We start from the raw sequence: 24913 nt of genomic DNA on the forward strand, positions 1-24913 counted from the left end.
GCGGCCGGTTGTCCACGGCCTCCACCCACAGCCCCGGTGGACAAAATCTCGGCCCTGAGCTGGGCAAACGAGGTTATCCACGGTATCCACAGGCCCTACTACTACTCCCAACTAGAGAGAGCTGGGAATCCGTTTCGAAGAGGGTCCTGTGCACAACTCGCTGTCCGGCTCCCGGCTGCCCCACGTCACGACTTGACCCCGAGAGGCACCTACTGTCAGTGGGGTGCGTCAGACTGTTCCCGGTGTCCTTCCCGTCACTGGGGCCGACGACACCGAGACAGACGACGAAGCCAGGCAGGCCGAGAAGCGCCGGCAACAGCAGGAGGCGGCAACAGTGAAGATCCGGGTGGAACGCGACGTACTCGCGGAGGCCGTGGCCTGGGCGGCGCGCAGCCTCCCGGCCCGTCCGCCGGCGCCGGTCCTCGCCGGCCTCCTCCTGAAGGCCGAGGACGGTCAGCTGAGCCTGTCCAGCTTCGACTACGAGGTCTCCGCCCGGGTGGGTGTGGAGGCCGAGGTCGAGGAGGAGGGCACCGTCCTGGTGTCCGGCCGTCTCCTCGCCGACATCTGCCGCGCCCTCCCCAACCGGCCGGTGGAGATTTCCACAGACGGTGTACGGGCGACCGTGGTCTGCGGCTCCTCGCGCTTCACCCTCCACACCCTGCCGGTGGAGGAGTACCCGGCGCTTCCGCAGATGCCCACCGCCACCGGCACCGTCCCGGGTGAGGTCTTCGCCTCCGCCGCCGCCCAGGTCGCCATCGCGGCCGGCCGCGACGACACGCTGCCCGTCCTCACCGGTGTGCGCATCGAGATCGAGGGCGACACCGTCACGCTGGCCTCCACCGACCGCTACCGCTTCGCGGTCCGCGAGTTCCTGTGGAAGCCGGAGAACCCGGAGGCGTCCGCGGTCGCCCTGGTGCCCGCCAAGACCCTCCTGGACACCGCCAAGGCGCTCACGAGCGGTGACAGCGTCACGCTGGCGCTCTCCGGCTCCGGCGCGGGCGAGGGCCTGATCGGTTTCGAGGGTGCCGGGCGCCGGACGACGACCCGGCTGCTGGAGGGCGACCTCCCGAAGTACCGCACGCTGTTCCCGACGGAGTTCAACTCGGTCGCCGTGATCGAGACGGCGCCGTTCGTCGAGGCCGTCAAGCGCGTGGCCCTGGTCGCCGAGCGGAACACCCCGGTGCGGCTCAGCTTCGAGCAGGGCGTGCTCATCCTGGAGGCCGGCTCCAGCGACGACGCACAGGCTGTGGAAAGGGTCGACGCACAGCTGGAGGGCGACGACATCTCGATCGCCTTCAACCCGACCTTCCTGCTGGACGGCCTGAGCGCGATCGACTCCCCGGTGGCGCAGCTGTCGTTCACCACGTCCACCAAGCCCGCGCTGCTCAGCGGCAAGCCGGCCCTGGACGCGGAGGCGGACGAGGCCTACAAGTACCTGATCATGCCGGTGCGCCTGAGCGGCTGAGCCGCCGACGGTCACCGCGGGTTGTCCACAGGCCGGGGACGAAAGCCACCCGGCCTGTGGGGAAGCCCCAGGTGAGGGTGTACGTATGAGCGCGTATGCCCACAGCTGTGCGCGGACGTCCGGGTTTAGTCTCGTACGCGGGTACGAAGGTGCCTCACACGCCACAGCAACCGAAGGAACACAACTGATGGAGCTCGGTCTCGTCGGCCTCGGCAAGATGGGCGGCAACATGCGCGAGCGGATCCGCCGTGCGGGCCACACCGTCGTCGGATACGACCGCAACGCTGACCTCGCGGACGTCCACAGCCTGGAAGAGCTTGTGGGCAAGCTCCCCGGCCCGCGCGTCGTCTGGGTGATGGTCCCCGCGGGCGCCCCGACCCAGTCGACCATCGACGAGCTGGCCGAGCTGCTGGAGCCCGGCGATGTCGTGGTGGACGGCGGCAACTCCCGCTGGACGGACGACGAGAAGCACGCTGAGCAGCTGGCGGCCAAGGGCATAGGTTTCGTCGACTGCGGTGTCTCCGGCGGCGTCTGGGGCCTGGAGAACGGCTACGCGCTGATGTACGGCGGCTCCGAGGAGGACGTCGCCAAGGTGCGGCCGGTCTTCGACGCCCTGAAGCCGGAGGGCGCCTTCGGCTCGGTGCACGCCGGCAAGGTCGGCGCGGGCCACTTCGCGAAGATGGTCCACAACGGCATCGAGTACGCCATGATGCAGGCCTATGCCGAGGGCTGGGAGCTGCTGGAGAAGGTCGACTCCGTGACCGACGTCCGGGAGGTCTTCCGCTCCTGGCAGGAGGGCACGGTCATCCGCTCCTGGCTGCTGGACCTCGCGGTGAACGCCCTCGACGAGGACGAGCATCTGGAGGACCTGCGGGGTTACGCGCAGGACTCCGGCGAGGGACGCTGGACCGTGGAAGCCGCGATCGACCACGCCGTGCCGCTGCCCGCGATCACGGCCTCGCTGTTCGCGCGCTTCGCCTCGCGGCAGGACGACTCGCCGCAGATGAAGATGATCGCGGCCCTGCGGAACCAGTTCGGCGGGCACGCGGTCGAGAAGAAGTAGCCCGCACTCCGGTCGCGGTCGTCGGCCGGAGGCGGCCCGTCGTCCGGGGGAGCCGATCTGGCACCCTGGACACCCCCGGTTGTCCACAGCTGGGGACGGTTGAACCACACGTTGGGGGAGGTCGGCGAACGACCATGCACGTCACGCATCTTTCGCTGGCCGACTTCCGCTCGTACGCCCGGGTCGAGGTCCCGCTCGACCCGGGCGTCACCGCGTTCGTCGGCCCCAACGGGCAGGGCAAGACGAACCTCGTCGAGGCGGTCGGCTATCTCGCCACCCTCGGCAGCCACCGTGTCTCCTCCGACGCCCCGCTGGTGCGCATGGGCGCCGACCGCGCGATCGTCCGCGCCCAGGTACGGCAGGGCGAGCGCACCCAGCTGGTCGAGCTGGAGCTGAACCCGGGGAAGGCCAACCGCGCCCGCATCAATAGATCGTCGCAGGTCAGACCCCGTGACGTGCTCGGCATCGTACGGACCGTGCTGTTCGCCCCGGAGGACCTGGCCCTGGTCAAGGGCGACCCCGGCGAGCGCCGGAGGTTCCTCGACGAGCTGATCACCGCCCGCTCCCCGCGCATGGCGGGCGTGCGCTCCGACTACGAGCGCGTGCTCAAGCAGCGCAACACCCTGCTGAAGTCCGCCGCGCTGGCCCGCCGGCACGGCGGCCGGTCCATGGACCTGTCCACCCTCGACGTCTGGGACCAGCACCTCGCGCGCGCGGGCGCCGAGCTGCTCGCCCAGCGCCTCGACCTGATCGCCGCGATCCAGCCGCTGGCCGACAAGGCGTACGAGCAGCTGGCCCCCGGCGGCGGTCCCGTCGCCCTGGACTACAAGCCGTCCGCGCCCGGCGAGGCGCACACCCGGGACGACCTGTTCGAGCAGCTGATGGCGGCGCTCGCCGAGGCCCGCAAGCAGGAGATCGAGCGCGGCGTCACCCTCGTCGGCCCGCACCGCGACGACCTGCTGCTCAAGCTGGGCCAGCTGCCCGCCAAGGGGTACGCCTCGCACGGTGAGTCCTGGTCGTACGCGCTGGCCCTGCGGCTGGCCTCCTACGACCTGCTGCGCGCCGAGGGCAACGAGCCGGTGCTGGTCCTCGACGACGTCTTCGCCGAGCTGGACAGCAGGCGCCGCGAGCGCCTGGCCGAGCTGGTCGCGCCCGGCGAGCAGGTCCTGGTGACCGCCGCGGTCGACGACGACGTCCCGCATGTCCTGGCGGGGGCGCGGTACGCCGTGTCCGAGGGGACGGTGGAGCGCGTATGAGCGACCAGCCGTCCGAGAAGCCTCCCGCCGGCGCCTCAGGGGAGGCCGCCCGGGCCCCCGAGCCCTCCGGCGTCGACCTCGCGCGCGTGGCGCTGCGCGCGGCCAAGGAGCAGGCACGCGCGCGGGGGGACGCGGCCCACCAGAAGAAGCAGGCACGGCGCGGCGGCGGCCTGCGCTCCGGCGCGCGGGCCGACGGACGCGACCCGTTGGCGCTCGGCGCGGCCATCAACCGCCTGATCACCGAACGGGGTTGGGAGACCCCGGCGGCCGTGGGCGGCGTGATGGGGCGCTGGCCGGAGATCGTCGGCGAGGACGTCGCCAAGCACTGCGTCCCCGAGCGGTACGACGAGGACGAGCGGGTCCTGGTCGTGCGCTGCGACTCCACGGCCTGGGCGACGAACCTGCGGCTGCTCGCGCCGACGCTGGTCGCCCGCCTCAACGAGGACCTGGGCCACGGGTCCGTCCGCCAGATCAAGGTGCAGGGCCCCGGTGGCCCCGCCCGCCGCTACGGCCCCCTGCGCGCCCCCGGCAGCACGGGCCCGGGCGACACGTACGGCTGAGCGCGTTCGGCACCGGCTCCGGGCGCCGTCCGCACGGCCTCGCTCGGGCCGAAAAAGCGTCCGAAACAGGCGTCACAGGCGTCTCCACAGCCTCTTCAGGCTCAGGTGACAGACATCACATCATTGCCTCTTCGTGGCCTCGAAACGACGTCCGCGAGCCGTTCGTCGTACAACCGCACGCGGTTGCGAATCCGGAGCTGACTCCGAAGTAGCCAAGGGTTGACGGCTCGAAGCGCTGAGTGCCGCTGTGAGCCTCTTGGAGCCCCCTTCCGTATATCGGGAGTCCTCCGAGCCGGGTTCAGGGCGGCACATGCGGACTCAGGTACCGCCAAACCCCCATCACTGTCAGCGCTACCGGTAGACTGGAAGACAATCCCGCCCCAGTCGTGGGGACCGTCCGGGACACGCTGAGCAACGCTGATCAAGGCTTACCAACGCAACATGCCGCAGCCGCTCCGGCAACCCGCCGACGAGCTTGGCTCGTGCTGTGCCAGAAAGGGCGCTTCGTGGCCGATTCCGGCAACCCCAACGAGAACATTCCGTCCACCGACGCCGGCGCCGACGGCGCGGGCGCTTCGTCGAGCGTCGAGGTGACCTCCTCGTACGACGCCAGCGCCATCACCGTCCTCGAGGGCCTGGACGCGGTTCGCAAGCGACCCGGTATGTACATCGGTTCGACCGGCGAGCGCGGACTGCACCACCTCGTGCAGGAGGTCGTCGACAACTCCGTCGACGAGGCTCTGGCCGGTTACGCGGACACGATCGACGTGACGATCCTTCCCGACGGCGGCGTCCGCGTCGTCGACAACGGCCGCGGTATCCCGGTGGGCATCGTCCCGTCCGAGGGCAAGCCGGCCGTCGAGGTCGTCCTGACCGTGCTGCACGCGGGCGGCAAGTTCGGCGGCGGTGGCTACGCGGTCTCCGGCGGTCTGCACGGCGTCGGCGTGTCCGTCGTGAACGCCCTGTCCACCAAGGTCTCCGTCGAGGTCAAGACGGACGGCTACCGCTGGACGCAGGAGTACAAGCTCGGCGTCCCGACCGCCCCGCTCGCCCGGCACGAGGCGACGGAGGAGCACGGCACGTCGGTCACCTTCTGGGCCGACCCGGACATCTTCGAGACCACCGAGTACTCCTTCGAGACGCTGTCGCGGCGCTTCCAGGAGATGGCGTTCCTCAACAAGGGCCTGCGCATCCGGCTCACCGACGAGCGTGAGTCGGCGAAGGCGACCTCCGGCGCGGACGAGGCGGGCGCGGACGAGAAGGCCGAGGTCAAGTCGGTCGACTACCACTACGAGGGCGGCATCGTCGACTTCGTGAAGTACCTCAACTCCCGCAAGGGGGACGTGGTGCATCCCACCGTCATCGACCTGGAGGCGGAGGACAAGGACAAGCTCCTGTCCCTCGAGGTCGCGATGCAGTGGAACAGCAGCTACACCGAGGGCGTCTACTCCTTCGCGAACATCATCCACACGCACGAGGGCGGTACGCACGAAGAGGGCTTCCGCGCCGCGCTGACCTCGCTGATCAACAAGTACGCGCGCGACAAGAAGCTGCTGCGCGACAAGGACGACAACCTCACGGGCGACGACATCCGAGAGGGTCTGACGGCGATCATCTCGGTCAAGCTGAGCGAGCCCCAGTTCGAGGGCCAGACGAAGACGAAGCTCGGCAACACCGAGGTGAAGACCTTCGTCCAGAAGGTCGTCTACGAGCACCTGGCGGACTGGCTGGACCGCAACCCGAACGAGGCCGCGGACATCATCCGCAAGGGCATCCAGGCCGCCACCGCGCGCGTGGCCGCCCGCAAGGCGCGTGACCTGACCCGCCGCAAGGGCCTGCTGGAGACCGCGTCCCTGCCGGGCAAGCTCTCCGACTGCCAGTCGAACGACCCCACCAAGTGCGAGATCTTCATCGTCGAGGGCGACTCAGCCGGTGGCTCGGCCAAGTCCGGCCGCAACCCCGAGTACCAGGCGATCCTCCCGATCCGCGGCAAGATCCTCAACGTCGAGAAGGCGCGGATCGACAAGATCCTGCAGAACCAGGAGATCCAGGCGCTGATCTCGGCCTTCGGCACGGGTGTGCACGAGGACTTCGACATCGAGAAGCTGCGCTATCACAAGATCATCCTGATGGCGGACGCCGACGTCGACGGCCAGCACATCAACACCCTGCTGCTGACGTTCCTGTTCCGCTTCATGCGTCCGCTGGTCGAGGCCGGGCACGTCTTCCTGTCGCGTCCGCCGCTCTACAAGATCAAGTGGGGCCGGGACGAGGTGGAGTACGCCTACTCCGACCGCGAGCGCGACGCGCTGATCGAGATGGGCCGCCAGCGCGGCAAGCGCATCAAGGAGGACTCGATCCAGCGCTTCAAGGGTCTCGGTGAGATGAACGCCGAGGAGCTGCGCGTGACGACCATGGACCAGGAGCACCGCGTCCTCGGCCAGGTCACGCTCGACGACGCCGCCCAGGCCGACGACCTGTTCTCGGTCCTGATGGGCGAGGACGTCGAGGCGCGCCGCCAGTTCATCCAGCGCAACGCCAAGGACGTCCGCTTCCTCGACATCTGAGTCGGTCTCAGCTGACCGCACCAGGAAGGATCTTCACCAGCAATGGCCGACGAGAACACTCCCGTCACTCCTGAAGAGGACGGCGTCATCGCCCAGCGTGTCGAGCCCGTCGGGCTCGAGACGGAGATGCAGCGCTCGTACCTCGACTACGCGATGTCCGTCATCGTCTCGCGTGCGCTGCCCGACGTCCGGGACGGCCTCAAGCCCGTCCACCGGCGCGTGCTGTACGCCATGTACGACGGCGGCTACCGCCCCGAGCGCGGCTTCTACAAGTGCGCGCGCGTGGTCGGCGACGTCATGGGCAACTACCACCCGCACGGCGACTCCTCGATCTACGACGCCCTGGTGCGCCTCGCCCAGCCGTGGTCGATGCGCATGCCGCTCGTCGACTCCAACGGCAACTTCGGCTCCCCGGGCAACGACCCGGCGGCGGCCATGCGCTACACCGAGTGCAAGATGGCGCCGCTGTCGATGGAGATGGTCCGTGACATCGACGAGGAGACCGTCGACTTCACGGACAACTACGACGGCCGCTCCCAGGAGCCGACGGTCCTGCCGTCCCGCTTCCCGAACCTGCTGATCAACGGCTCGGCCGGTATCGCGGTCGGCATGGCGACCAACATCCCGCCGCACAACCTGCGCGAGGTCGCCGCCGGCGCCCAGTGGTACCTGGAGAACCCCGAGGCCTCGCACGAGGAGCTGCTGGACGCGCTGATCGAGCGCATCAAGGGCCCCGACTTCCCGACCGGCGCGCTCGTCGTCGGCCGCAAGGGCATCGAGGAGGCGTACCGCACCGGCCGCGGCTCCATCACGATGCGCGCGGTCGTCGAGGTCGAGGAGATCCAGAACCGCCAGTGCCTGGTGGTCACGGAGCTGCCCTACCAGGTCAACCCCGACAACCTCGCGCAGAAGATCGCCGACCTGGTGAAGGACGGCAAGATCGGCGGCATCGCCGACGTCCGCGACGAGACGTCGTCCCGTACGGGCCAGCGCCTGGTGATCGTCCTCAAGCGGGACGCGGTCGCCAAGGTCGTCCTGAACAACCTGTACAAGCACACGGACCTGCAGACGAACTTCGGCGCCAACATGCTGGCGCTCGTCGACGGCGTGCCGCGCACGCTCTCCCTGGACGCGTTCATCCGGCACTGGGTGACGCACCAGATCGAGGTCATCGTCCGCCGTACCCGCTTCCGGCTGCGCAAGGCCGAGGAGCGGGCGCACATCCTGCGCGGCCTGCTGAAGGCCCTGGACGCCATCGACGAGGTCATCGCGCTGATCCGGCGCAGCGACACCGTCGAGATCGCGCGCGGCGGCCTGATGGAGCTCCTGGAGATCGACGAGATCCAGGCCAACGCCATCCTCGAGATGCAGCTGCGCCGGCTGGCCGCCCTGGAGCGCCAGAAGATCGTCCAGGAGCACGACGAGCTCCAGGCGAAGATCACCGAGTACAACGAGATCCTGTCCTCCCCGGTCCGCCAGCGCGGCATCGTGAGCGAGGAGCTCGCCGCGATCGTCGAGAAGTACGGCGACGACCGCAAGACCATGCTGGTGCCCTACGACGGCGACATGTCCATCGAGGACCTCATCGCCGAAGAGGACATCGTGGTCACCGTCAGCCGGGGCGGCTACGTCAAGCGCACCAAGACGGACGACTACCGGGCGCAGAAGCGCGGCGGCAAGGGCGTGCGCGGCACGAAGCTGAAGGAAGACGACATCGTCGACCACTTCTTCGTCTCGACCACGCACCACTGGCTGCTGTTCTTCACGAACAAGGGCCGTGTCTACCGCGCCAAGGCGTACGAGCTCCCGGACGCCGGCCGGGACGCGCGCGGGCAGCACGTGGCGAACCTGCTGGCCTTCCAGCCGGACGAGGCCATCGCCGAGATCCTCGCGATCCGCGACTACGAGGCGGCGCCGTACCTCGTGCTCGCCACCAAGGCGGGCCTGGTCAAGAAGACGCCTCTGAAGGATTACGATTCGCCGCGCTCCGGCGGTGTCATCGCGATCAACCTCCGTGAGACGGAGGACGGTTCCGACGACGAGCTGATCGGTGCCGAACTGGTCTCGGCCGATGATGATCTGCTTCTGATCAGCAAGAAGGCCCAGTCGATCAGGTTCACCGCCACGGACGAGTCGCTGCGGCCCATGGGCCGTGCCACCTCGGGTGTCAAGGGCATGAGCTTCCGCGAGGGCGACGAGCTCCTCTCGATGAATGTTGTTCGACCCGGTACGTTCGTGTTCACTGCCACCGACGGCGGGTACGCGAAGCGGACCGCGGTCGACGACTACCGCGTCCAGGGTCGTGGCGGCCTGGGTATCAAGGCCGCCAAGATCGTCGAGGATCGCGGTTCGCTCGTCGGCGCGCTGGTGGTCGAGGAGACCGACGAGATCCTCGCCATCACGCTCGGCGGCGGTGTGATTCGTACGCGAGTCAACGAGGTCAGGGAGACGGGCCGTGACACCATGGGCGTCCAACTGATCAACCTCGGCAAGCGCGATGCCGTCGTAGGTATCGCACGCAACGCCGAGGCGGGACGCGAGGCGGAGGAGGTCGACGGCGACGTGGCCGTCGACGAGACCGCCGAGGGGGTCGCGACCACCGGCACGGACGAGGGTGACGCGCCCTCTGCCGAGTAGCACGAGGAGTGAGTCATCGTGAGCGGAGCCACGGGCACCGGATCGTCCGGTATCCCGGCCGGTTCTCCGGCCGGTTCGGAGACGGGCGGCGGCGGTCGTGGCTCCGCCGCGCAGGCGGCGGACACCCACACCACGCAGCTGAAGGCGATCAAGTCGTCGCCGGCGAAGGGCGCGTCCACGCCCGACGCGACTGGATCCCAGGGGGGAACCGTGACGGACACCTACGCGGCCGGTGGGGGCCCGGCCGCTCCGGGGGGCGGGCAGCCTCAGGCGTCGCCCCTGCCGGGTGAGCGCCAGCCTCAGCAGGCCGGCGGTCCGTACCACCCGCCGCAGGCCTATCAGACGGCCGGCGGCGGCACTCCGGCGGGCGCGATGCGCAAGCCGCGCACCGGGGCGCGTACGACCCCGCGCACCCGCAAGGCGCGGCTGCGGGTCGCCAAGGCGGACCCGTGGTCGGTGATGAAGGTCAGCTTCCTGCTGTCCATCGCGCTGGGCATCTGCACGATCGTCGCGGCCGCGGTGCTGTGGATGGTCATGGACGCCATGGGCGTCTTCTCCACGGTCGGCGGCACGATCTCCGAGGCCACCGGCTCGAACGAGTCGAACGGCTTCGACCTGCAGTCGTTCCTGTCGCTGCCGAACGTCCTGCTGTTCACGTCGATCATCGCGGTCATCGACGTCGTCCTCGCGACGGCGCTGGCGACCCTCGGCGCGTTCATCTACAACCTCTCCGCGGGCTTCGTGGGCGGCGTCGAGCTGACCCTCGCGGAGGACGAGTGAGGGTGGGGTGAGGCAGGGCCCCGGCCCCTCCCGCCGCCCCTTCGGCAACCGATTTTGGGACTGCCCGTGTCGTGCGCTAATGTTCAGGAGTCAGCGCGCGGGAGACACACCGCAGAGCGCGGCGGGGCTATAGCTCAGTTGGTTAGAGCGCATCCCTGATAAGGATGAGGCCACAGGTTCAAATCCTGTTAGCCCCACCAGCGAGAAGACCCCCGGACCAGTGGTCCGGGGGTCTTTTGCGCGGCGTCACCAGTGTCAGGGCGAAGAGGCTCGCGAGGTCCAGCGCCATCATGGGAAGGGCCCACAGCGGGTAGTACGGGATGAACATGAGCTGGGTGATCAGGCTGATGCCCGCGGCCGCCACGCCCGCTCCGCGGCCCTCCTGCACGGCGGGCTCACCCGCGCACACCTTTCACGCAGGCCGGCCACGCCTCCCTGTGAGGATCACCGCGATCCACCGGTACCGCGACCGCAGGGCGCCGTGGGAAGCCGTTGTCAGTGGTGGGTGGGAGGGTGGCGGGGTGATTGTCGAGCGGGTCTATGCGCATGCCGCCGCGGATGAGGTGGCCGAGGGGCGGTGGCCGTGGGACGTGCCGTGTGTGCGGCAGCTCGTGGAGGAGGGGCTGCGGTTCTCCGCGCCCGTCACGTTCCTCGTGGGGGAGAACGGCTCCGGGAAGTCGACGCTGGTCGAGGCGCTGGCGGAGGGGTTCGGGCTGGACTCCTGGGGCGGGTCCGCGGGGTACCGGTACGCCAGTGCCCGCGAGCCCTCGGAGCTGGGCGCGCGGGTGCGGTTCGAGGCGACGGCGGCCGGGCGGCGCATGCTGCGCGGGTCTCGGACGCGCCGCAGAGGGTTCTTCCTGCGGGCGGAGACGGCGCTGGACGCGCTGGGCCGGGAGCAAGCGACGGGAAGGCTCTCGGGGGCCGTGGACGAGATGAGCCACGGCGAAGGCTTTCTGATGGCCTTCCGCGAGCGTTTCGAGGGACCCGGGCTGTACGTCATGGACGAACCCGAGGCCGCGCTGTCGTTCGCTTCCTGTCTTCAACTTGTGGGGCTGCTGCATCACCTGGGGCGTTCCGGTGCGCAGATCGTCTGCGCCACGCACTCACCAGTGCTCACGGCGCTACCCGGCGCCGAGATCATCGAGGTGGGTGACCACGGAATGCGTCCCGCCGGCTGGCGGGATCTGGAGCTCGTCGACCACTGGCGTCGCTATCTCAACGACCCCTGGGCCTATCTACGGCACATCGTCGAAGCGGAGTGACGTCCCGCCGTAGGGGAGGGCGTCCTTCTGCGTCGTCGGCGTTCACTGCTGCGTGCTGGGTACTGCGTGCTGCCTGTACTGCTGTTACCGCGTTACGTCCGTACTGCGTACTGCGTACTGCGTAGTGCTGTCGCTCGGGCGGGCCCGACGGGTCAGCGTTGGTGGGGCACCAGGGGCTGGGCCGGGGAGGCCGCTGTGGCGCACTCGCGGGTCGCCGGGACCGATGCGGCCGCTTCCGTGTCCGCGAGCGGACGGTGCCGGCAGCTGGGGGTCTTTCCGTGGGCCTCGGCCCGGATGCGCTGCTTCATCGTCGGAGGCAGAGCCCTTGCGTAGGACCAGGCCCAGTGGGGCGGCGCCGGCACCGCGAGCTCCGCGCTGCGCTCGCTCTCGTCGCGGCCGGTGTTGCGGGAGGAGGTCTCGGTCCCCGGCGAGGCCGCGGCCGCGGTGTTGGAGACGAAGCCGAGCGCCGTGAACAGCGCGAGGAAGGCGGTGACGACGGCGGTCCACAGGTTCATGACCTTGTTCCTGGTCATGGCCCCTCACTTTCAGGTTGGGCGATTTGCGTACTTTCCTCATGATGTGTATGTGGGCCGCGAAGTCATGGACCGACGCCCGTGGCGCGTCGATCTTCAGATGAACAGCACTCGAATGGACGCAAGAGGCGCGAAGTAGGGCAAAAGTTGCCGTACGCGACAAAGTCGCTCTGTGTCCGGGGGTGATCACTCTCCGGTCCGGAGGCGGTTCGTCCCCATCTACTGGGGTGTGCCGGGCGGCAGTTGAGCCCCCACGCAGGTCACCGATCGGTATCGGCCGGTGTGTATAGTCGGGCGCCAGAGGTCCCCTACGTCAAGGAAAGACGAGGTCGCGCGGTGAAGAAGCTTCTCCTGGTCGCACTGGCCGCCATCGGCGGGCTCCTCGTGTACCGCCAGATCCAGGCGGATCGCGCCGAGCAGGATCTGTGGACGGAGGCGACTGACTCCGTGCCCACGGGTTCGTGAGCCGTCACGACGGATTCGACACAGACCCCGGCCGCCGACGCGGCCGGGGTTTCGTGTGTTCGGAGCAACGCGTCCCGACCGTTCCCCGAGTTGCGGAAGCCGGCCACAGCGTTTAGGAGCTTCCGTTTCGGACGGGCGTGCGGAATGCGGGGGTGCCGGGTCGCCGCGCTGGGCAGGATGGGCGACGGTCCGGAAGCGGCGACGAGGGGTGGCGCGGGATGAGGCGGCGTACGGGGGCACGGCAGGGGGCGCGTCCGGTGCGTCACGCGGTCCGTGCGCGGTCGGCCGCCGCAGGGGCGCTGCTGCTGTGCGCAACAGCCGTGCTGCCGGTGCCCGATGCGCTCGCGGCCGGGACGCCAGGGCCGTACGGCTTCGCCCCCGACGCCACGGGCGTCACCGGCTCCCCCGCCCCCGCCGGTGCGAAGCGCCTCACCGCCGGGACGACGTACCGCAGTTCGCTGCCCGGTGACGCGGCCGTGCACTATTCCCTGGAACTCGACGCGACCACCGACACCTACGTCTCCGCCACCGCGGCCCCCGCCCCCGGCAGCACCGTGTCCGCGGGCGAGGGCATCAAGGTGACCGTGCGGGACGCCGCCGGCCGTTCCTGCTCCCTGGACACCGAGACCTTCGGCGTCGTCCGCAGCGCCCGTCCGATCGCCGCCTGGGGCGCCCGGGAGATCTCCGCCGACCGGCCCCGCTGCAAGACGGCGGGGCTCTACGACGTGGTCGTCGAGCGGGTCGGTACGCCTGTGTCGGCGCCGGACGACTGGGACCTGGAGCTGTTCGTCGTCTCGGAGCCGGCGTTGCGTGAGCCCGTCGCCGCCGAGGTGCCGGAGGCCTGGAACTCGCGGACCCCGGCGCCCGCCACCGGCGAGCCCGTCGCGCGCGAGGGCGGCTCGGGCTTCGCCTCGGCGGTGCCCGTCGGCCCGGGCGCGTGGGGCGCGGGCATCGAACCGGGCGGCACGCTCTTCTACAGGGTGCCCGTCGGCTGGGGCGGGCAGCTCTCCGCGACCGCCGAACTGGCCGCCGCGGACGGCCGGGGCGGCTATACGACCGGCGCGCTGAGCCTCACGCTCTACAACCCCGCGCGCGGGTTCGTCGACGACGTGAGCGCCAACTACGCCGGCCGCGAGGAGTCCGCCGCGCTCCCGCCCCTGCCTCCGGTCGCCTACGAGAACCGGTACGCGGGGACGGACCGGATCGCCGCCATGCGGTTCGCCGGGTCCTACTACCTGGTCGTGCACCTCGCGTCCGAGGTGGCCGACAAGTTCGGCGAGGGGCCCTTCGACGTGGCCCTGCGGGTGCGGCTGGACGGCTCGGAGAAGGCCGCTCCGGACTACGCGGGGCAGCCCAGGCCGGACGACCTCTTCGAGGCCGAGCCGGTGGACCTGGACCTCGGCGGGGTCACCGGGGGACCGGCCACGGGCGGTACGCCGGGCGGAGACGGGCACGGCGACACCGCGATGACCGTGCTTGCGGTGAGCGGTATCGGCACGGGAACGGCGCTGCTGGCGGTGCTCGCGGTGTGGAGGGTGGTCGCGCGCCGGAGGCTCGGGCGCTCGTAGAAGCGCCGTCCGGAGTCACGCGGGCGGCATGCGCCGCGGCTCAGATGCGGGTGAGCGCCCAGAACCCCACGGCGTAACAGGCCAGCGCCAGCAGCAGGAGCGGGATGGCCACCTTGGCGGGGGGACCGGGCCGGCGCACGGCACGGTGCCCGGCGCGCGGGCGGGACTGTGCGCCGGATGGCGGCGGAGGAAGGGGAACCTGCGGGCTCTGGGCGGTGTATGAGGCAGTAGAGGTGTCGACGCGGTGATACGGAGCCGGTGCCGGCGAGGGAGTGGGCGTCGGGGGCTCCGCGGGGGCCGGGGGCCCGTACGGGTACTGCTGGACGGGGGATCGATGAGCGGCGAGATCGCGGGTGCGGTCGTACGACGGCGGGGGTGCCGTGTAGCGGGCGGTGGACGCGGTGCTGTCGGGCGGGGGCAGGGGGAAGCTGCCGGTGTCCGACATGGTGGGCAGCCGATGGCCGGACGGCGAGGAGTCCGGGGGCGTCCCGGGGCCCTGCTGCGGTGTCTCGGAGCGGTGTGGGGGCGGTGGCGGCGAGGAGGCCGGCACAGGGGGCGCCACGGCCGGTGGGGCCGGTATGGAGGGCGCGGGTGGCATGAGGGCGGGGCGCGGTGGGACAGAAGGCGGTTGATGCCCGGTCAGGGACGCGGACGAGCCGGCTCCGGCCGGTCCGGCCCTGTCCAGGCGCAGGGCGCCGGACGTGGTGCCCGTCCCGTCGATGACCCCAGGCGCACGCGTCTGGGGTCCCTCCGGGCCGAATCCCGAGGGCAGGGGCCCGAGTTGGTCGAAGATCTCGATCAGTTCGTCGTCGGGGCCGGGTTCCGGCAGGAGCTCGACGGCCGACGCGAGGGCCTTGCGTGCGCCCGTGGCGGTGCGGAACCGCGCGTGCGGGTCGGGCTGGAGCAGCGTCGCCACGATCTGCCACAGCGGCTCGGGAATGCCCTTGGGCGGGCCTGGTGTGCCGTGCTCGGTGAAGTACTGCACGAGCGCCTTGGCGTCCGGCTTGGCGCCCTCCAGCAGATACAGCGCCACCAGCCCCACGGCGAACAGATCCGCCGGGAAGTCCGGGTCGGAGCCAAGGAGTTGCTCGGGTGCGAGGTAACCGGGCGTCCCCACCACGAGATTGGTCTCGGTCAGCCGGGGCTCGCCCAGCCGCATGGCGATGCCGAAGTCGGACAGCCGCAGCCGCGGCCGGGCCGTCCCGGTGGCCTCCAGGAGCACGTTGGCGGGCTTGATGTCCCGGTGGACGACGCCCTCGGCGTGCACGGCCGCCAGGCCGGACAGCAACTGGTCGAGCAGCGTGCACACGAACGCCGGCGGCAGGGGCCCGTAGTCCCCGACGAGGTGGACGAGCGAACCGCCGCCCACCAGGTCCATGGTGAACAGGACCTTGTCGTCGTCGGCGGCCCAGCTGGCCGGGGCGAGCACATGGGGGTGGTCGATCCGCAGGGCCTGTTCCCGGACGAACCGCAGCAGCGAGTGCGCGTCGCTCTGCTGGAGCACCTTGGCCGCCACATACCGGCGGCGGCGGTGATCCCAGGCACGCCAGACGGCACCGACGCCTCCGCGCCCGATCGGGTCGGCCAGTTCGTACCGGCCGGCGAAGACCTCACCCATGGCTGTGCGTCGCTCCTCCCCCTGTGGTCATCCCCCTTGCTTCCCCCACGACGGGCGATACGACTCCTCCTGCCCGGCTCCCCTTGGGGCGCGGTCCCCGGACGCACCGGTGGACCGGGGTCCGCTCAGCCGCCGGGCCGGTCGCCGACCCCCTTCGGCGACCGGCCCGGGGAACGGCTCAGCTCTGGTGCGACTGGTAGTGCGCGACCGCGTCGGACGTCCGGCCGGCGCCGTACACCCGGAGGAACTCTGCCAGTTCCGGGTGGCTCCCGGCGAGACTGTCGGCGGCCTCGATGATGTCGCCCGCGGCGGCGACCGAGCGCAGCAGTGACTGGATCTCGCGGACCACCCGCTTCACGGTGGGCGCGCCCGAACTGTTCGTCGTCTGCGTGGTGTTGCTGAGCACCGAGCCCCCCTGCGACTTCTTGATCTCCTCCATGCGCTCGGTGGCCTCGGCCGCGCTCACGCTGCCGTCCGCGACCTGCCCCGCCAAGTCCTGCAGCAGCTGTACCCGCTGGACCACGGCGGGATTGCCGATCTTCGCCCGCTGGCCGCTCATCAGCTGCGACAGCATCGGCGCGGACAGTCCCAGAACCCCCGCGAGACGAGCCTGGTTGAGACCAAGATCGTCGATGAGCCTACGGAAGAGCGTCCCCAGCGGCTCCCCGTACCAGTTCCGCTGCAGATCCCGCGCTCTTGCGGTGGCTTCCTGCTGTGCGGCGTCCATTGCGTCTCCCCATCGCTTCCCCAAAACCGTGGTTCGCTGTAGCGAACCACGTCGAGCATCTTACGGAGAGTGGTTGTGCATCGGGACCCCCCATCTTTTTTGCGAGATCCGGGGCGCGACCCGGTAGTCTGGACTGCGGCAGCCGCCGGGACGTGCTCGTTCCGGTCGGATGCACCTCTTCCGGGGCCTTAGCTCAGTTGGTAGAGCGCTGTCTTTGCATGGCAGATGTCAGGGGTTCGACTCCCCTAGGCTCCACTCTCCGGACCGGCCGGCACTCTCACGGGTGCTGGCCGGTTTCGTCTGTCCGGCCGCCGTTGATCTGCCCGCGCGGCCGTGACCTGTGTCACCGGCGGGGAGACCGTGGTGACGTTGCGCATATTTGCGCAAACATTCTCGATGTCCTCGGCCCTCATGGGGAAGTCCCCGGCCGACGGTCTGTCGACGCTTTCGTGCCGCTCCCGAACCCCTGTGTGAGCTGGTCTTCAGGTGATCAGGTAATCAGAAGGGCGCGTTCCGTTAGGGGAGCTTGTGTGGAGCCCGCGCACGCAAGTCGTTGCAAACGTCATCGTGGGCGGGAGGTGTGAACACAACTGCCTCACAGCTTCGAGCGAGGCCGATGACGCTCGAAGACAGCCGATCTTCGGCGGCAGCCGATGTTCCACGTGAAACACCGCCAGGGGGCGGGAGATCTGAAGTCTCCCGCCCCCTGGCGGTGTTGGAACAAGCTGATATGACCGACCCTCAGGTCGCGCCGTCAGGTCACACCTTCGGTCACTTGCCCTCGTCGCGCTGGGCGGCCTCCTCGGCCTCCTTCGCCTGGACCTCGGGGTCGAGCACGCTCTGGTCCGTGCCGTCGACCGATGCCAGACGGTTGGACTCCGGGACCTCCGTCGCGGCGGGAGGCTCGACCAGCCAGTCCGGGTTGGCCTGCTTGTCCCACCACTTCCAGGCGGCGAAAGCACCGCCCGCGAGAAGACCGACGACGGCCAGGGCCTTCGCCAGACGGCCGGCCTTGGCGCGCCGCTGGTGCTTGCGCACCAACTTCTGCACGTCCTTCGGCGAGACCTGACCGCGCAGGGCGGCCAGTGCGGCGACCCCGCGGGCGGCCGCCTCGTCCTTGACGGGTCCGGCCGCGGCCACGGCCTGCTCGAGCCTGGGCCGGGAGTACTCGGCGGCCTGCAGAGCCGCCTTGCGGGTGCGGAGCGCCGCCTCCTGGGCGGCCTGGTCGACCTTCGGCGGTACATGGGCGCGTGCCTGCTCCAGGCGCGGGGCGACGTGGACGCCGTACTGGGCGCGGGCCTGCTCGGTGGCCAGCGACACCTTGGGCGCGAGCCGTACGCGTGCCTCGTGTGCGTAGTGGGCGGCCCTGTCCTTTGCGGTGTCGGCGTAGGGCGCCACCACTTCCGCGGCGTGCAGCACGCTGTCCTTCGCCGAGCCGGTCGCGGCGCGCACGCTGTCGATGCGGGTCACGGGTTCCTCCTCCTCGGTGGCGTACGGTAATTCGACTTTCCACCCTTTTACGGATCATGCCTCCCGGAACGCGGCGGGGCATGTGTGGGCGGGCATTCGGGTGCCGGTGAAAGTGATCGAATGGAATAACGGATCAATATGGGGCAACAGTGGCTTGTCGTCGACAATGCCACGGTTCGCCGTGTCGCGCCCCCGCCACGGGAGGACTCGACGCGTTTTCCGCAAGCGATCTGCCCGGACGGGTGCCGGTTCACGAGCGCCGGGCACCCGCCGGGACCGTCCGTGCGAGGATCGAGGGATCACAGGACGACGACGGAAGGCAGATCGTGGCCGAGCAGCTCTACGCCACCCTGAAGACCAACCACGGCGACATCGCGGTGCGGCTTCTCCCCAACCACGCGCCGGTCACGGTCAGGAACTTCGTCGAACTCGCCCAGGGCGAGCGTGAGTGGACCAACCCCGCCACCGGCGAGAAGTCCACGGCCAAGCTCTACGACGGCACCGTCTTCCACCGGGTCATCAGCGGCTTCATGATCCAGGGCGGTGACCCGCTGGGCAACGGCACTGGCGGCCCCGGCTACCAGTTCCAGGACGAGTTCCACCCCGACCTGGCCTTCGACAAGCCGTATCTGCTGGCCATGGCGAACGCCGGTCCGGGCACCAACGGCTCGCAGTTCTTCATCACCGTCTCCCCGACGGCCTGGCTGAACCGCAAGCACACGATCTTCGGCGAGGTCGCCGACGCGGCCGGCCAGAAGGTCGTCGACGCGATCGCCGCGGTGCAGACCAACCCGCGCACCGACCGTCCGGTGAACGACGTCGTCATCGAGTCCGTCGTGATAGAGACACGTCAGAGCTGAGGCCGCAGGCGTCCGCCCGGACGTCCGACAGCTCCCGCGGGGAACCAATCGCCCCGCTCGTCCGTAAGGATGGGCGGGGGCGGTGTATGAGTCTGTGCGCCGCGGACGACGACCTAGGGGATCCGATGGAGGACCAGCCGGTGGGTAGCCCGCAGGACGCCCAGAGCGTGCCCGTCTGCTATCGCCACCCGGACCGCGAGACGGGTGTCCGCTGCACCCGCTGCGACCGTCCCATCTGCCCGGAGTGCATGATCAGCGCCTCCGTCGGCTTCCAGTGCCCGGAGTGCGTCCGCACCGGCTCCGGCACGGGCCACGCCCCGGAGGCGACCCGGCCCCGGACGCTCGCGGGCGGCAGCGTCGCGGCCGATCCCCGTCTGGTCACCAAGATCCTCATCGGGATCAACCTCGCGGTGTTCATCGCCGTGCGGGCCGACGAAGCGCTGCTGAACGACCTCGTCCTGATCGGCGCCTGGCCGCCCGCCCCCTTCCAGACGACCTCCGGGGTCGCGGACGGGGAGTGGTACCGCCTGGTGACCTCGATGTTCACGCACGAGGCGATCTGGCACTTCGGCTTCAACATGCTCAGCCTGTGGTGGCTGGGCGGCCCGCTCGAAGCGGCGCTGGGCCGGGCCCGCTATCTCGCGCTCTACTTCGGCTCGGGGCTCGCGGGCAGCGCCCTCACCTATCTGCTGGCCGCGCCGACCACGGCCTCGCTCGGGGCGTCCGGCGCGATCTTCGGTCTGTTCGGCGCGACGGCCGTCCTGATGCGCCGCCTCCAGTACGACATGCGCCCGATCATCGCCCTGCTGGTGATCAACCTGATCTTCACCTTCGGGTGGAGCAACATCGCCTGGCAGGCCCACATCGGCGGTCTGGTGGCCGGCGTCGTCATCGGGTACGCCATGGTCCACGCCCCGCGTAAGCGCCGAGCGCTGATCCAGTACGGCACCACGGCCGCGGTCCTGGCGGTGGTCGTCCTGGTGACCGCGCTCAGGACCCTTCAGCTCACCTGAGCAGCGGGATCCGTCACCTGAGGCGCACAGTTGTCCACAGCGGGTGGCGGATCTTGTGCACAGTGTGCGGACAGCCGAACGCCCCCTGTCCTGGACCAGCGTTTACGCAGGTCAGGCAGGGGGCGAACAAGTTTTCGACTGTCAATGATCACCGGTCGTTCCGTCACACCGGCGTCAATGTCCCGTTGGTTATCCACAGATCGTCGTTCTTTTTCAACACTGTGGAAAACCGCTGTGGATAACTCAGTGGATAGCCGTGGGCAGAGCTGCCGCGCGGGCCGTCACTTCCACTGGGTGGAGACACCGAATCCGGCGGCGATGAATCCAAAACCGACCACGATGTTCCAGTTGCCCAGCGCCTCGATGGGCAGGGAACCGTCGGTCACATAGAAGACGACGATCCAGGCGAGACCGATGACGAACATGGCCAGCATGACCGGTGCGACCCAGGTGCGGCTGGTCAGCTTGATGGCGGTCGCCTGCTTGGACGGCGGCGGCGTGTAATCGGCCTTCTTGCGGATACGTGACTTCGGCACGAGGGTCTCTCCTGTCGATGCGCTGCGTGGCCGCGCAGGGAACTGGGTCGGGCTCGGGGCAGCGTACAAGGGGACACTGTGGGCTCCCCCGGGCGTCCGTTAGCGTAGTGCTTCCGTGGCGCCGAAGGAGATAAGGGTACGTTGAGCAATTCTGCCGACTCCCCCGGTACGGGATCCAGCCCTGTCCGTGGCCGATTCCGGCCCGTACGGGTGCTCACCGCCGCCGTGTTCGCCCTCGCGGGGCTCATCTTCTTCACCAGTTTCGACACCGCCAAGGGCACCGACATCCGTACGGACGCCTCCCTGCTGAAGCTCTCCGACCTCATCCAGGAGCGCAGTCACGAGAACGGCCGGCTCGACGAGACGAACGCCGCTCTGCGCAACGACGTCGAGGCGCTCGCCGAACGGGACGACGGCAGCACCAAGGCCGAGGACGCCAAGCTGTCCGCGCTGGAGGCCGGCGCGGGGACGAAGAAGCTGACCGGTGAGGCGATCACCGTCACGCTGAACGACGCCCCGCCGGACGCCACCGCCAAGCTCCCCGGCTATCCCGAGCCCCAGCCGGACTACCTGGTCATCCACCAGCAGGACCTCCAGGCCGTGGTGAACGCCCTGTGGGAGAGCGGCGCCAAGGGGATCAAGGTCATGGACCAGCGGCTGATCTCCACGAGTGCCGTGCGCTGTGTGGGCAACACCCTGATCCTCCAGGGCCGGGTCTACTCGCCGCCGTACAAGATCACGGCGGTCGGGGATCCGGAGAAGATGCAGCAGGCCCTCGCGGCCTCGCAGGCGATCCAGAACTACATGGTCTACGTCAACGTCTACGGCCTCGGCTGGAAAGTCACGGAGGACGGGACGGTGACTCTGCCGGGCTACTCGGGCACAGTGGATCTGCAGTACGCCAAGCCCGTGGAGTGAGCCTCACTGGAGCTGCCGGTGCGCCTCGTCGTCAGGACCGTCAGCGAGCTGTGCGTCACCGTCGGCACGGTGATCGTCCTCTTCGTCGTCTACGTGCTGTTCTGGACCGGCGTACGGGCCGACACGGTCATGGACGACCAGATCGACCAGTTGCAGAGGCAGTGGGCCCAGGACGAGACGCGGCCCTCGCCCGGGGCGTCCGGCGCCCCACAGGTACCCGAGATCCCGCCGGCCCCCGCCCCGTACACGGCGGACAAGCCCTTCGCGATCATGTACATCCCCCGGCTTGGTTTCACGTGGAACAAGCCGGTGCTCGAAGGCACGGCGACCAGGACCCTGAAGAAGGGGCTCGGGCACTACGCGAACACCGCCCAGCTCGGGCAGAAGGGGAACTTCTCCGTCGCCGGTCACCGGCGGACCTATGGGGACCCCTTCAAGGACTTCCCCAGGCTGCGGCCGGGCGACGCGGTGGTGCTGACGGACGGAACCTCATGGTTCACGTACAGGGTCGACAAAGGCCCCTACAAAACAGTGCCCTCCGACATTGAGGTGATCGACCCTGTGCCTCGTAAGTCGGGGTATACGCGTGAGGGCCGCTATCTGACGCTGACCACGTGCGATCCCGAGTGGGGGCACAGTCACCGGCTGATCGTGTGGGCCCACCTGGACTCCACGCAGCCTGTGGAGGCCGGGAAACCGAAGGCCCTGCGCCGTTAGTCTGGTGACCGACGGCGTGATTCTGGTGCCGTGGTGCGACGGAAGGGACGGCATGTACGGCTGGATCTGGCGGCATCTGCCGGGGAACGCATGGCTGAAGGCGTTGATCTCCCTCGTGCTGGTCATGGCCGTGGTCTACGTCCTCTTCAACTACGTCTTCCCGTGGGCCGAACCGCTGCTGCCCTTCAACGATGTGACGGTGGACAACCAGTGAGCGCGCGCATCCTCGTCGTGGACAACTACGACAGCTTCGTCTTCAACCTGGTCCAGTACCTCTACCAGCTGGGCGCCGAGTGCGAGGTCCTGCGCAACGACGAGGTCTCCACGGCCCACGCCCAGGACGGCTTCGACGGCGTCCTGCTCTCGCCGGGCCCGGGCACCCCCGAGGAGGCCGGGGTCTGCGTCGACATGGTCCGGCACTGCGCGGCGACCGGCGTCCCGGTCTTCGGCGTCTGCCTCGGCATGCAGTCGATGCAGGTGGCGTACGGCGGTGTGGTGGACCGGGCCCCGGAGCTGCTGCACGGCAAGACCTCACTCGTCGACCACGAGGGCAAGGGCGTCTTCGCCGGCCTGCCGACCCCCTTCACGGCGACCCGCTACCACTCGCTGGCCGCGGAGCCGGCGACGGTGCCCGCCGAACTGGAGGTGACGGCCCGCACCCAAGACGGCATCGTGATGGGCCTGCGGCACCGTGAACTCCCGGTCGAAGGGGTGCAGTTCCACCCCGAGTCCGTGCTGACCGAGCACGGGCACCGGATGCTGGCCAACTGGCTGGCCGAATGCGGCGACGAGGGCGCGGTGGCGAGGTCGGCGGGGCTCGCCCCGGTGGTGGGCAGGGCCACGGCGTGACCGCGCTGCGCCCCGAGCGCGAGTCCGGCACCGCCTACGGGCAGTCCTCCGGGGACTCCTACGGTGGCGCCGGCGACCAGGGCACCCCGCACGGGCAGCAGCCGTACGGGGACTCCGGTGCGCACGGGGACTGGTACGGCGACGGCGCGGCCGCCGCGCAGGCCCAGGCCGGATACGGGGCCGACGGCTACGGCAGCGAGCGGTACGGGGCGCAGACGTACGGCACGGACGCGTACCAGGAGCCGTACGCCCAGCAGACGCAGCCCAGCCGACCGGAGCACGCCCAGCCGCAGCAGCAGACGTACATACCGCCTCCGGACGACGAGACCGTCGCTCTGCGGATAGCCGACACCGCTGCCGCCGTCGGAGCGCGCTCTGGCGGGCGTTCCACGGAGAGCCCCGACGAATCCCCCGTGGGCGGCCGTGCGGCCCGCAGGAAGGCCGCCAAGCGGCGTCATGGGCGCCGTGGAGCCGGACGGCCGGACCCGGAGACCGCGGAGGCGGAGCCGGACGCTCCCACGGCCCCCCGCTCACGGCTCGAGGCCCGGCGGCAGGCGCGGGCCCGCAAGCCCAGCGCGGCGACGCTGGCGAGCCGGGCCATCGGCGAGGTGTTCATCACCACCGGCGTGCTCATGCTGCTGTTCGTCAGCTACCAGCTGTGGTGGACGAACGTCCGGGCGCACGCGCAGGCGGACAAGGAGGCCAGCAGCCTCCAGGACGACTGGGCGAGCGGCAAGCGCAACCCGGGCAGCTTCGAACCGGGCCAGGGCTTCGCCCTGCTGCACATCCCGAAGCTGGACGTCGTCGTGCCGATCGCCGAGGGCATCAGCAACAAGCAGGTGCTGGACCGGGGCATGGTCGGCCACTACGGCGAGGGCAAGCTGAAGACGGCGATGCCGGACGCCAAGACCGGCAACTTCGGGCTGGCCGGGCACCGCAACACCCATGGCGAGCCGTTCCGGTACATCAACCGGCTCACCCCTGGGGACGACATCGTCGTGGAGACACAGGACAAGTTCTTCGTGTACAAGATGGCGTCGGTCCTGCCGGTGACGTCGCCGAGCAACGTCAGTGTGCTGGAGCCGGTCCCGCGGGGATCGGGATTCACCAAGCCGGGCCGCTACATCACGCTCACCACGTGCACACCGGAGTTCACGAGTAAGTACCGGTTGATCGTCTGGGGCAAGATGGTCGAGGAACGGCCGCGCAGCAAGGGCAAGCCGGATGCGCTCGTCAGTTAAGGGCAGATGAACGTGGCATCGACCACCGACGACACCGAGTACGCGGACCGCTCCGCGTCGCGTCAGTCCCCGCGCCGGCCGGAACGCCGCCGCCGTCTGGGTCCCGTGGCGGCGGTGATCAGCGTCTTCGGTGAACTCCTCATCACGGCGGGCCTGGTGATGGGCCTGTTCGTCGTGTACTCCCTGTGGTGGACGAACGTCCTCGCCGACCGGGCGGCCGGCAAGGAGGCCGACAAGGTCCGTGACGGCTGGGAGCACCAGGACGACGGTTCCGGTCGCCCCCCGGAGTTCGACTCCGGGGCCGGTATCGGCTTCCTCCACGTTCCCGCGATGAGCAAGAGCGAGATCCTCGTCGAGAAGGGCACGTCGTCGAAGATCCTCAACGACGGGGTCGCCGGGTACTACACGGACCCGGTCAAGGCGACGCTGCCGACGTCGGACAAGAAGGGCAACTTCTCCCTCGCGGCGCACCGGGACGGGCACGGCGCCAAGTTCCACAACATCCACAAGCTCGCCGAGGGCGATCCGATCGTCTTCGAGACGAAGGACAAGTGGTACGTCTACAAGGTCTACTCCGTCCTTCCGGAGACCTCGAAGTACAACGTCCAGGTCCTCGGGGACGTCCCGAAGGAGTCGGGGAAGACCAAGGCGGGCCACTACATCACGCTGACGACCTGCACGCCGGTCTACACGAGCCGCTACCGGTACGTCGTGTGGGGCGAACTGCAGCGCGTCGAGAAGGTGGACGAGCAGCGCACACCGCCGAAGGAACTGCGCTGACCCGGCCCTGACGTGAAAGAGCCCCCGG

General features: G+C 69.7%; 23 protein-coding genes and 2 tRNA genes. 20 read left to right on the forward strand and 5 right to left on the reverse strand.

From position 1 onward, the window contains the following. Nucleotides 1-334 precede the first annotated feature (334 nt). From dnaN to F8R89_RS18100, 9 genes are all read left to right on the forward strand, one after another. Complete coding sequence (dnaN, locus tag F8R89_RS18055; RefSeq protein WP_062665940.1) at nt 335-1465, forward strand: DNA polymerase III subunit beta; 1131 nt, start codon at nt 335-337, stop codon at nt 1463-1465. 187 nt (nt 1466-1652) lie between these two features. Then, on the forward strand, nt 1653-2528 hold the full coding sequence (gnd, locus tag F8R89_RS18060) for a phosphogluconate dehydrogenase (NAD(+)-dependent, decarboxylating) (RefSeq protein WP_151784938.1): 876 nt from the start codon (nt 1653-1655) through the stop codon (nt 2526-2528). A gap of 134 nt (nt 2529-2662) precedes the next feature. Continuing rightward, nucleotides 2663-3784, forward strand: coding sequence for a DNA replication/repair protein RecF (gene recF, locus F8R89_RS18065; RefSeq protein WP_151784939.1), 1122 nt, complete (start codon nt 2663-2665; stop codon nt 3782-3784). Then, nucleotides 3781-4344 (forward strand): DUF721 domain-containing protein, encoded by a 564-nt coding sequence (locus tag F8R89_RS18070; protein WP_151784940.1) that lies wholly within the window; start codon nt 3781-3783, stop codon nt 4342-4344. Before recF ends, F8R89_RS18070 begins: the two co-directional genes overlap by 4 nt. Nucleotides 4345-4850: 506 nt before the next feature. Next, complete coding sequence (gene gyrB, locus F8R89_RS18075) at nt 4851-6911, forward strand: DNA topoisomerase (ATP-hydrolyzing) subunit B (RefSeq protein WP_192806161.1); 2061 nt, start codon at nt 4851-4853, stop codon at nt 6909-6911. A gap of 42 nt (nt 6912-6953) precedes the next feature. Beyond that, nucleotides 6954-9548, forward strand: coding sequence for a DNA gyrase subunit A (gene gyrA, locus F8R89_RS18080; RefSeq protein WP_151784942.1), 2595 nt, complete (start codon nt 6954-6956; stop codon nt 9546-9548). 18 nt (nt 9549-9566) lie between these two features. Continuing rightward, nucleotides 9567-10328 carry a DUF3566 domain-containing protein gene (locus F8R89_RS18085; protein WP_151784943.1) on the forward strand — a complete coding sequence of 254 codons (762 nt, stop codon included), beginning with the start codon at nt 9567-9569 and terminating at the stop codon, nt 10326-10328. 123 nt (nt 10329-10451) lie between these two features. Continuing rightward, a tRNA-Ile gene (locus F8R89_RS18090) sits at nt 10452-10528 on the forward strand. A 321-nt stretch (nt 10529-10849) separates the two neighbouring features. Beyond that, nucleotides 10850-11590 (forward strand): AAA family ATPase, encoded by a 741-nt coding sequence (locus tag F8R89_RS18100; RefSeq protein ID WP_151784945.1) that lies wholly within the window; start codon nt 10850-10852, stop codon nt 11588-11590. A gap of 152 nt (nt 11591-11742) precedes the next feature. Here F8R89_RS18100 and F8R89_RS18105 read toward each other — a convergent pair whose 3' ends face one another. Then, complete coding sequence (locus F8R89_RS18105; RefSeq protein WP_151784946.1) at nt 11743-12123, reverse strand: DUF6344 domain-containing protein; 381 nt, start codon at nt 12121-12123, stop codon at nt 11743-11745. A gap of 336 nt (nt 12124-12459) precedes the next feature. Here F8R89_RS18105 and F8R89_RS36775 point away from each other — a divergent pair, with 336 nt between their 5' ends. Both F8R89_RS36775 and F8R89_RS18115 read left to right on the forward strand, forming a co-directional pair. Beyond that, nucleotides 12460-12588 carry a DLW-39 family protein gene (locus tag F8R89_RS36775; protein ID WP_003999697.1) on the forward strand — a complete coding sequence of 43 codons (129 nt, stop codon included), beginning with the start codon at nt 12460-12462 and terminating at the stop codon, nt 12586-12588. A 257-nt stretch (nt 12589-12845) separates the two neighbouring features. Beyond that, nucleotides 12846-14156, forward strand: a complete 1311-nt coding sequence (locus F8R89_RS18115; RefSeq protein WP_225994425.1) for a hypothetical protein — start codon at nt 12846-12848, stop codon at nt 14154-14156. Between the two features lie 40 nt (nt 14157-14196). Here the strand turns inward: F8R89_RS18115 and F8R89_RS18120 are convergent, their stop codons facing one another. Continuing rightward, nucleotides 14197-15774, reverse strand: coding sequence for a serine/threonine-protein kinase (locus F8R89_RS18120; RefSeq protein WP_151784948.1), 1578 nt, complete (start codon nt 15772-15774; stop codon nt 14197-14199). Between the two features lie 178 nt (nt 15775-15952). After that, nucleotides 15953-16501: a helix-turn-helix domain-containing protein gene (locus tag F8R89_RS18125; RefSeq protein WP_151784949.1), complete on the reverse strand. Its 549-nt coding sequence runs from the start codon at nt 16499-16501 to the stop codon at nt 15953-15955. 182 nt (nt 16502-16683) lie between these two features. Between F8R89_RS18125 and F8R89_RS18130 the strand changes: the two genes are divergently transcribed. Then, nucleotides 16684-16756 (forward strand) — tRNA-Ala (locus F8R89_RS18130). A 516-nt stretch (nt 16757-17272) separates the two neighbouring features. On the opposite strand, the gene F8R89_RS18135 is transcribed toward F8R89_RS18130, so the two are convergent. Further along, a complete protein-coding gene (locus tag F8R89_RS18135) occupies nt 17273-17971 on the reverse strand; it encodes a DUF5324 family protein (RefSeq protein WP_151784950.1) in 699 nt (232 codons plus the stop codon). A gap of 326 nt (nt 17972-18297) precedes the next feature. On the opposite strand from F8R89_RS18135, the gene F8R89_RS18140 reads away from it, so the two are divergent. Both F8R89_RS18140 and F8R89_RS18145 read left to right on the forward strand, forming a co-directional pair. Beyond that, entirely contained in the window at nt 18298-18831 is a 534-nt protein-coding gene (locus F8R89_RS18140; protein ID WP_151784951.1) for a peptidylprolyl isomerase, read from the forward strand. Between the two features lie 125 nt (nt 18832-18956). Further along, nucleotides 18957-19844 (forward strand): rhomboid family intramembrane serine protease, encoded by an 888-nt coding sequence (locus F8R89_RS18145; protein ID WP_151784952.1) that lies wholly within the window; start codon nt 18957-18959, stop codon nt 19842-19844. Between the two features lie 281 nt (nt 19845-20125). On the opposite strand, the gene crgA is transcribed toward F8R89_RS18145, so the two are convergent. Further along, complete coding sequence (gene crgA, locus F8R89_RS18150) at nt 20126-20380, reverse strand: cell division protein CrgA (protein WP_062665968.1); 255 nt, start codon at nt 20378-20380, stop codon at nt 20126-20128. A gap of 141 nt (nt 20381-20521) precedes the next feature. On the opposite strand from crgA, the gene F8R89_RS18155 reads away from it, so the two are divergent. The 6 genes from F8R89_RS18155 to F8R89_RS18180 are packed head-to-tail and all read left to right on the forward strand — an operon-like array spanning nt 20522 to nt 24885. Further along, the gene (locus tag F8R89_RS18155; protein ID WP_151784953.1) at nt 20522-21298 is read left to right on the forward strand and encodes a DUF881 domain-containing protein; all 777 of its coding nucleotides are present in this window, start codon (nt 20522-20524) and stop codon (nt 21296-21298) included. A gap of 18 nt (nt 21299-21316) precedes the next feature. After that, complete coding sequence (locus F8R89_RS18160; RefSeq protein WP_151784954.1) at nt 21317-22015, forward strand: class E sortase; 699 nt, start codon at nt 21317-21319, stop codon at nt 22013-22015. Nucleotides 22016-22019: 4 nt separating this feature from the next. Next, nucleotides 22020-22229: a hypothetical protein gene (locus F8R89_RS18165; RefSeq protein ID WP_151784955.1), complete on the forward strand. Its 210-nt coding sequence runs from the start codon at nt 22020-22022 to the stop codon at nt 22227-22229. After that, complete coding sequence (locus F8R89_RS18170) at nt 22226-22864, forward strand: aminodeoxychorismate/anthranilate synthase component II (RefSeq protein WP_151784956.1); 639 nt, start codon at nt 22226-22228, stop codon at nt 22862-22864. Before F8R89_RS18165 ends, F8R89_RS18170 begins: the two co-directional genes overlap by 4 nt. Further along, complete coding sequence (locus F8R89_RS18175) at nt 22861-24105, forward strand: class E sortase (protein ID WP_151784957.1); 1245 nt, start codon at nt 22861-22863, stop codon at nt 24103-24105. The genes F8R89_RS18170 and F8R89_RS18175 overlap by 4 nt, the downstream gene beginning before the upstream one ends. Before the next feature lie 6 nt (nt 24106-24111). After that, nucleotides 24112-24885, forward strand: coding sequence for a class E sortase (locus tag F8R89_RS18180; RefSeq protein ID WP_192806162.1), 774 nt, complete (start codon nt 24112-24114; stop codon nt 24883-24885). Nucleotides 24886-24913 lie beyond the last annotated feature (28 nt).

The sequence above is a fragment of the Streptomyces sp. SS1-1 genome, assembly GCF_008973465.1.
Taxonomy (GTDB): Bacteria; Actinomycetota; Actinomycetes; order Streptomycetales; family Streptomycetaceae; genus Streptomyces.

What these genes read in the sequence shown, in the direction of transcription:
- F8R89_RS18120 (WP_151784948.1), bottom strand. Translation starts at nt 15,774, where the DNA reads ATGGGTGAGGTCTTCGCCGGCCGGTACGAACTGGCCGACCCGATCGGG.
- gnd (WP_151784938.1), top strand. Translation starts at nt 1,653, where the DNA reads ATGGAGCTCGGTCTCGTCGGCCTCGGCAAGATGGGCGGCAACATGCGC.
- F8R89_RS18145 (WP_151784952.1), top strand. Translation starts at nt 18,957, where the DNA reads ATGGAGGACCAGCCGGTGGGTAGCCCGCAGGACGCCCAGAGCGTGCCC.
- recF (WP_151784939.1), top strand. Translation starts at nt 2,663, where the DNA reads ATGCACGTCACGCATCTTTCGCTGGCCGACTTCCGCTCGTACGCCCGG.
- gyrA (WP_151784942.1), top strand. Translation starts at nt 6,954, where the DNA reads ATGGCCGACGAGAACACTCCCGTCACTCCTGAAGAGGACGGCGTCATC.
- F8R89_RS18180 (WP_192806162.1), top strand. Translation starts at nt 24,112, where the DNA reads ATGAACGTGGCATCGACCACCGACGACACCGAGTACGCGGACCGCTCC.
- F8R89_RS18070 (WP_151784940.1), top strand. Translation starts at nt 3,781, where the DNA reads ATGAGCGACCAGCCGTCCGAGAAGCCTCCCGCCGGCGCCTCAGGGGAG.
- F8R89_RS18105 (WP_151784946.1), bottom strand. Translation starts at nt 12,123, where the DNA reads ATGACCAGGAACAAGGTCATGAACCTGTGGACCGCCGTCGTCACCGCC.
- F8R89_RS18125 (WP_151784949.1), bottom strand. Translation starts at nt 16,501, where the DNA reads ATGGACGCCGCACAGCAGGAAGCCACCGCAAGAGCGCGGGATCTGCAG.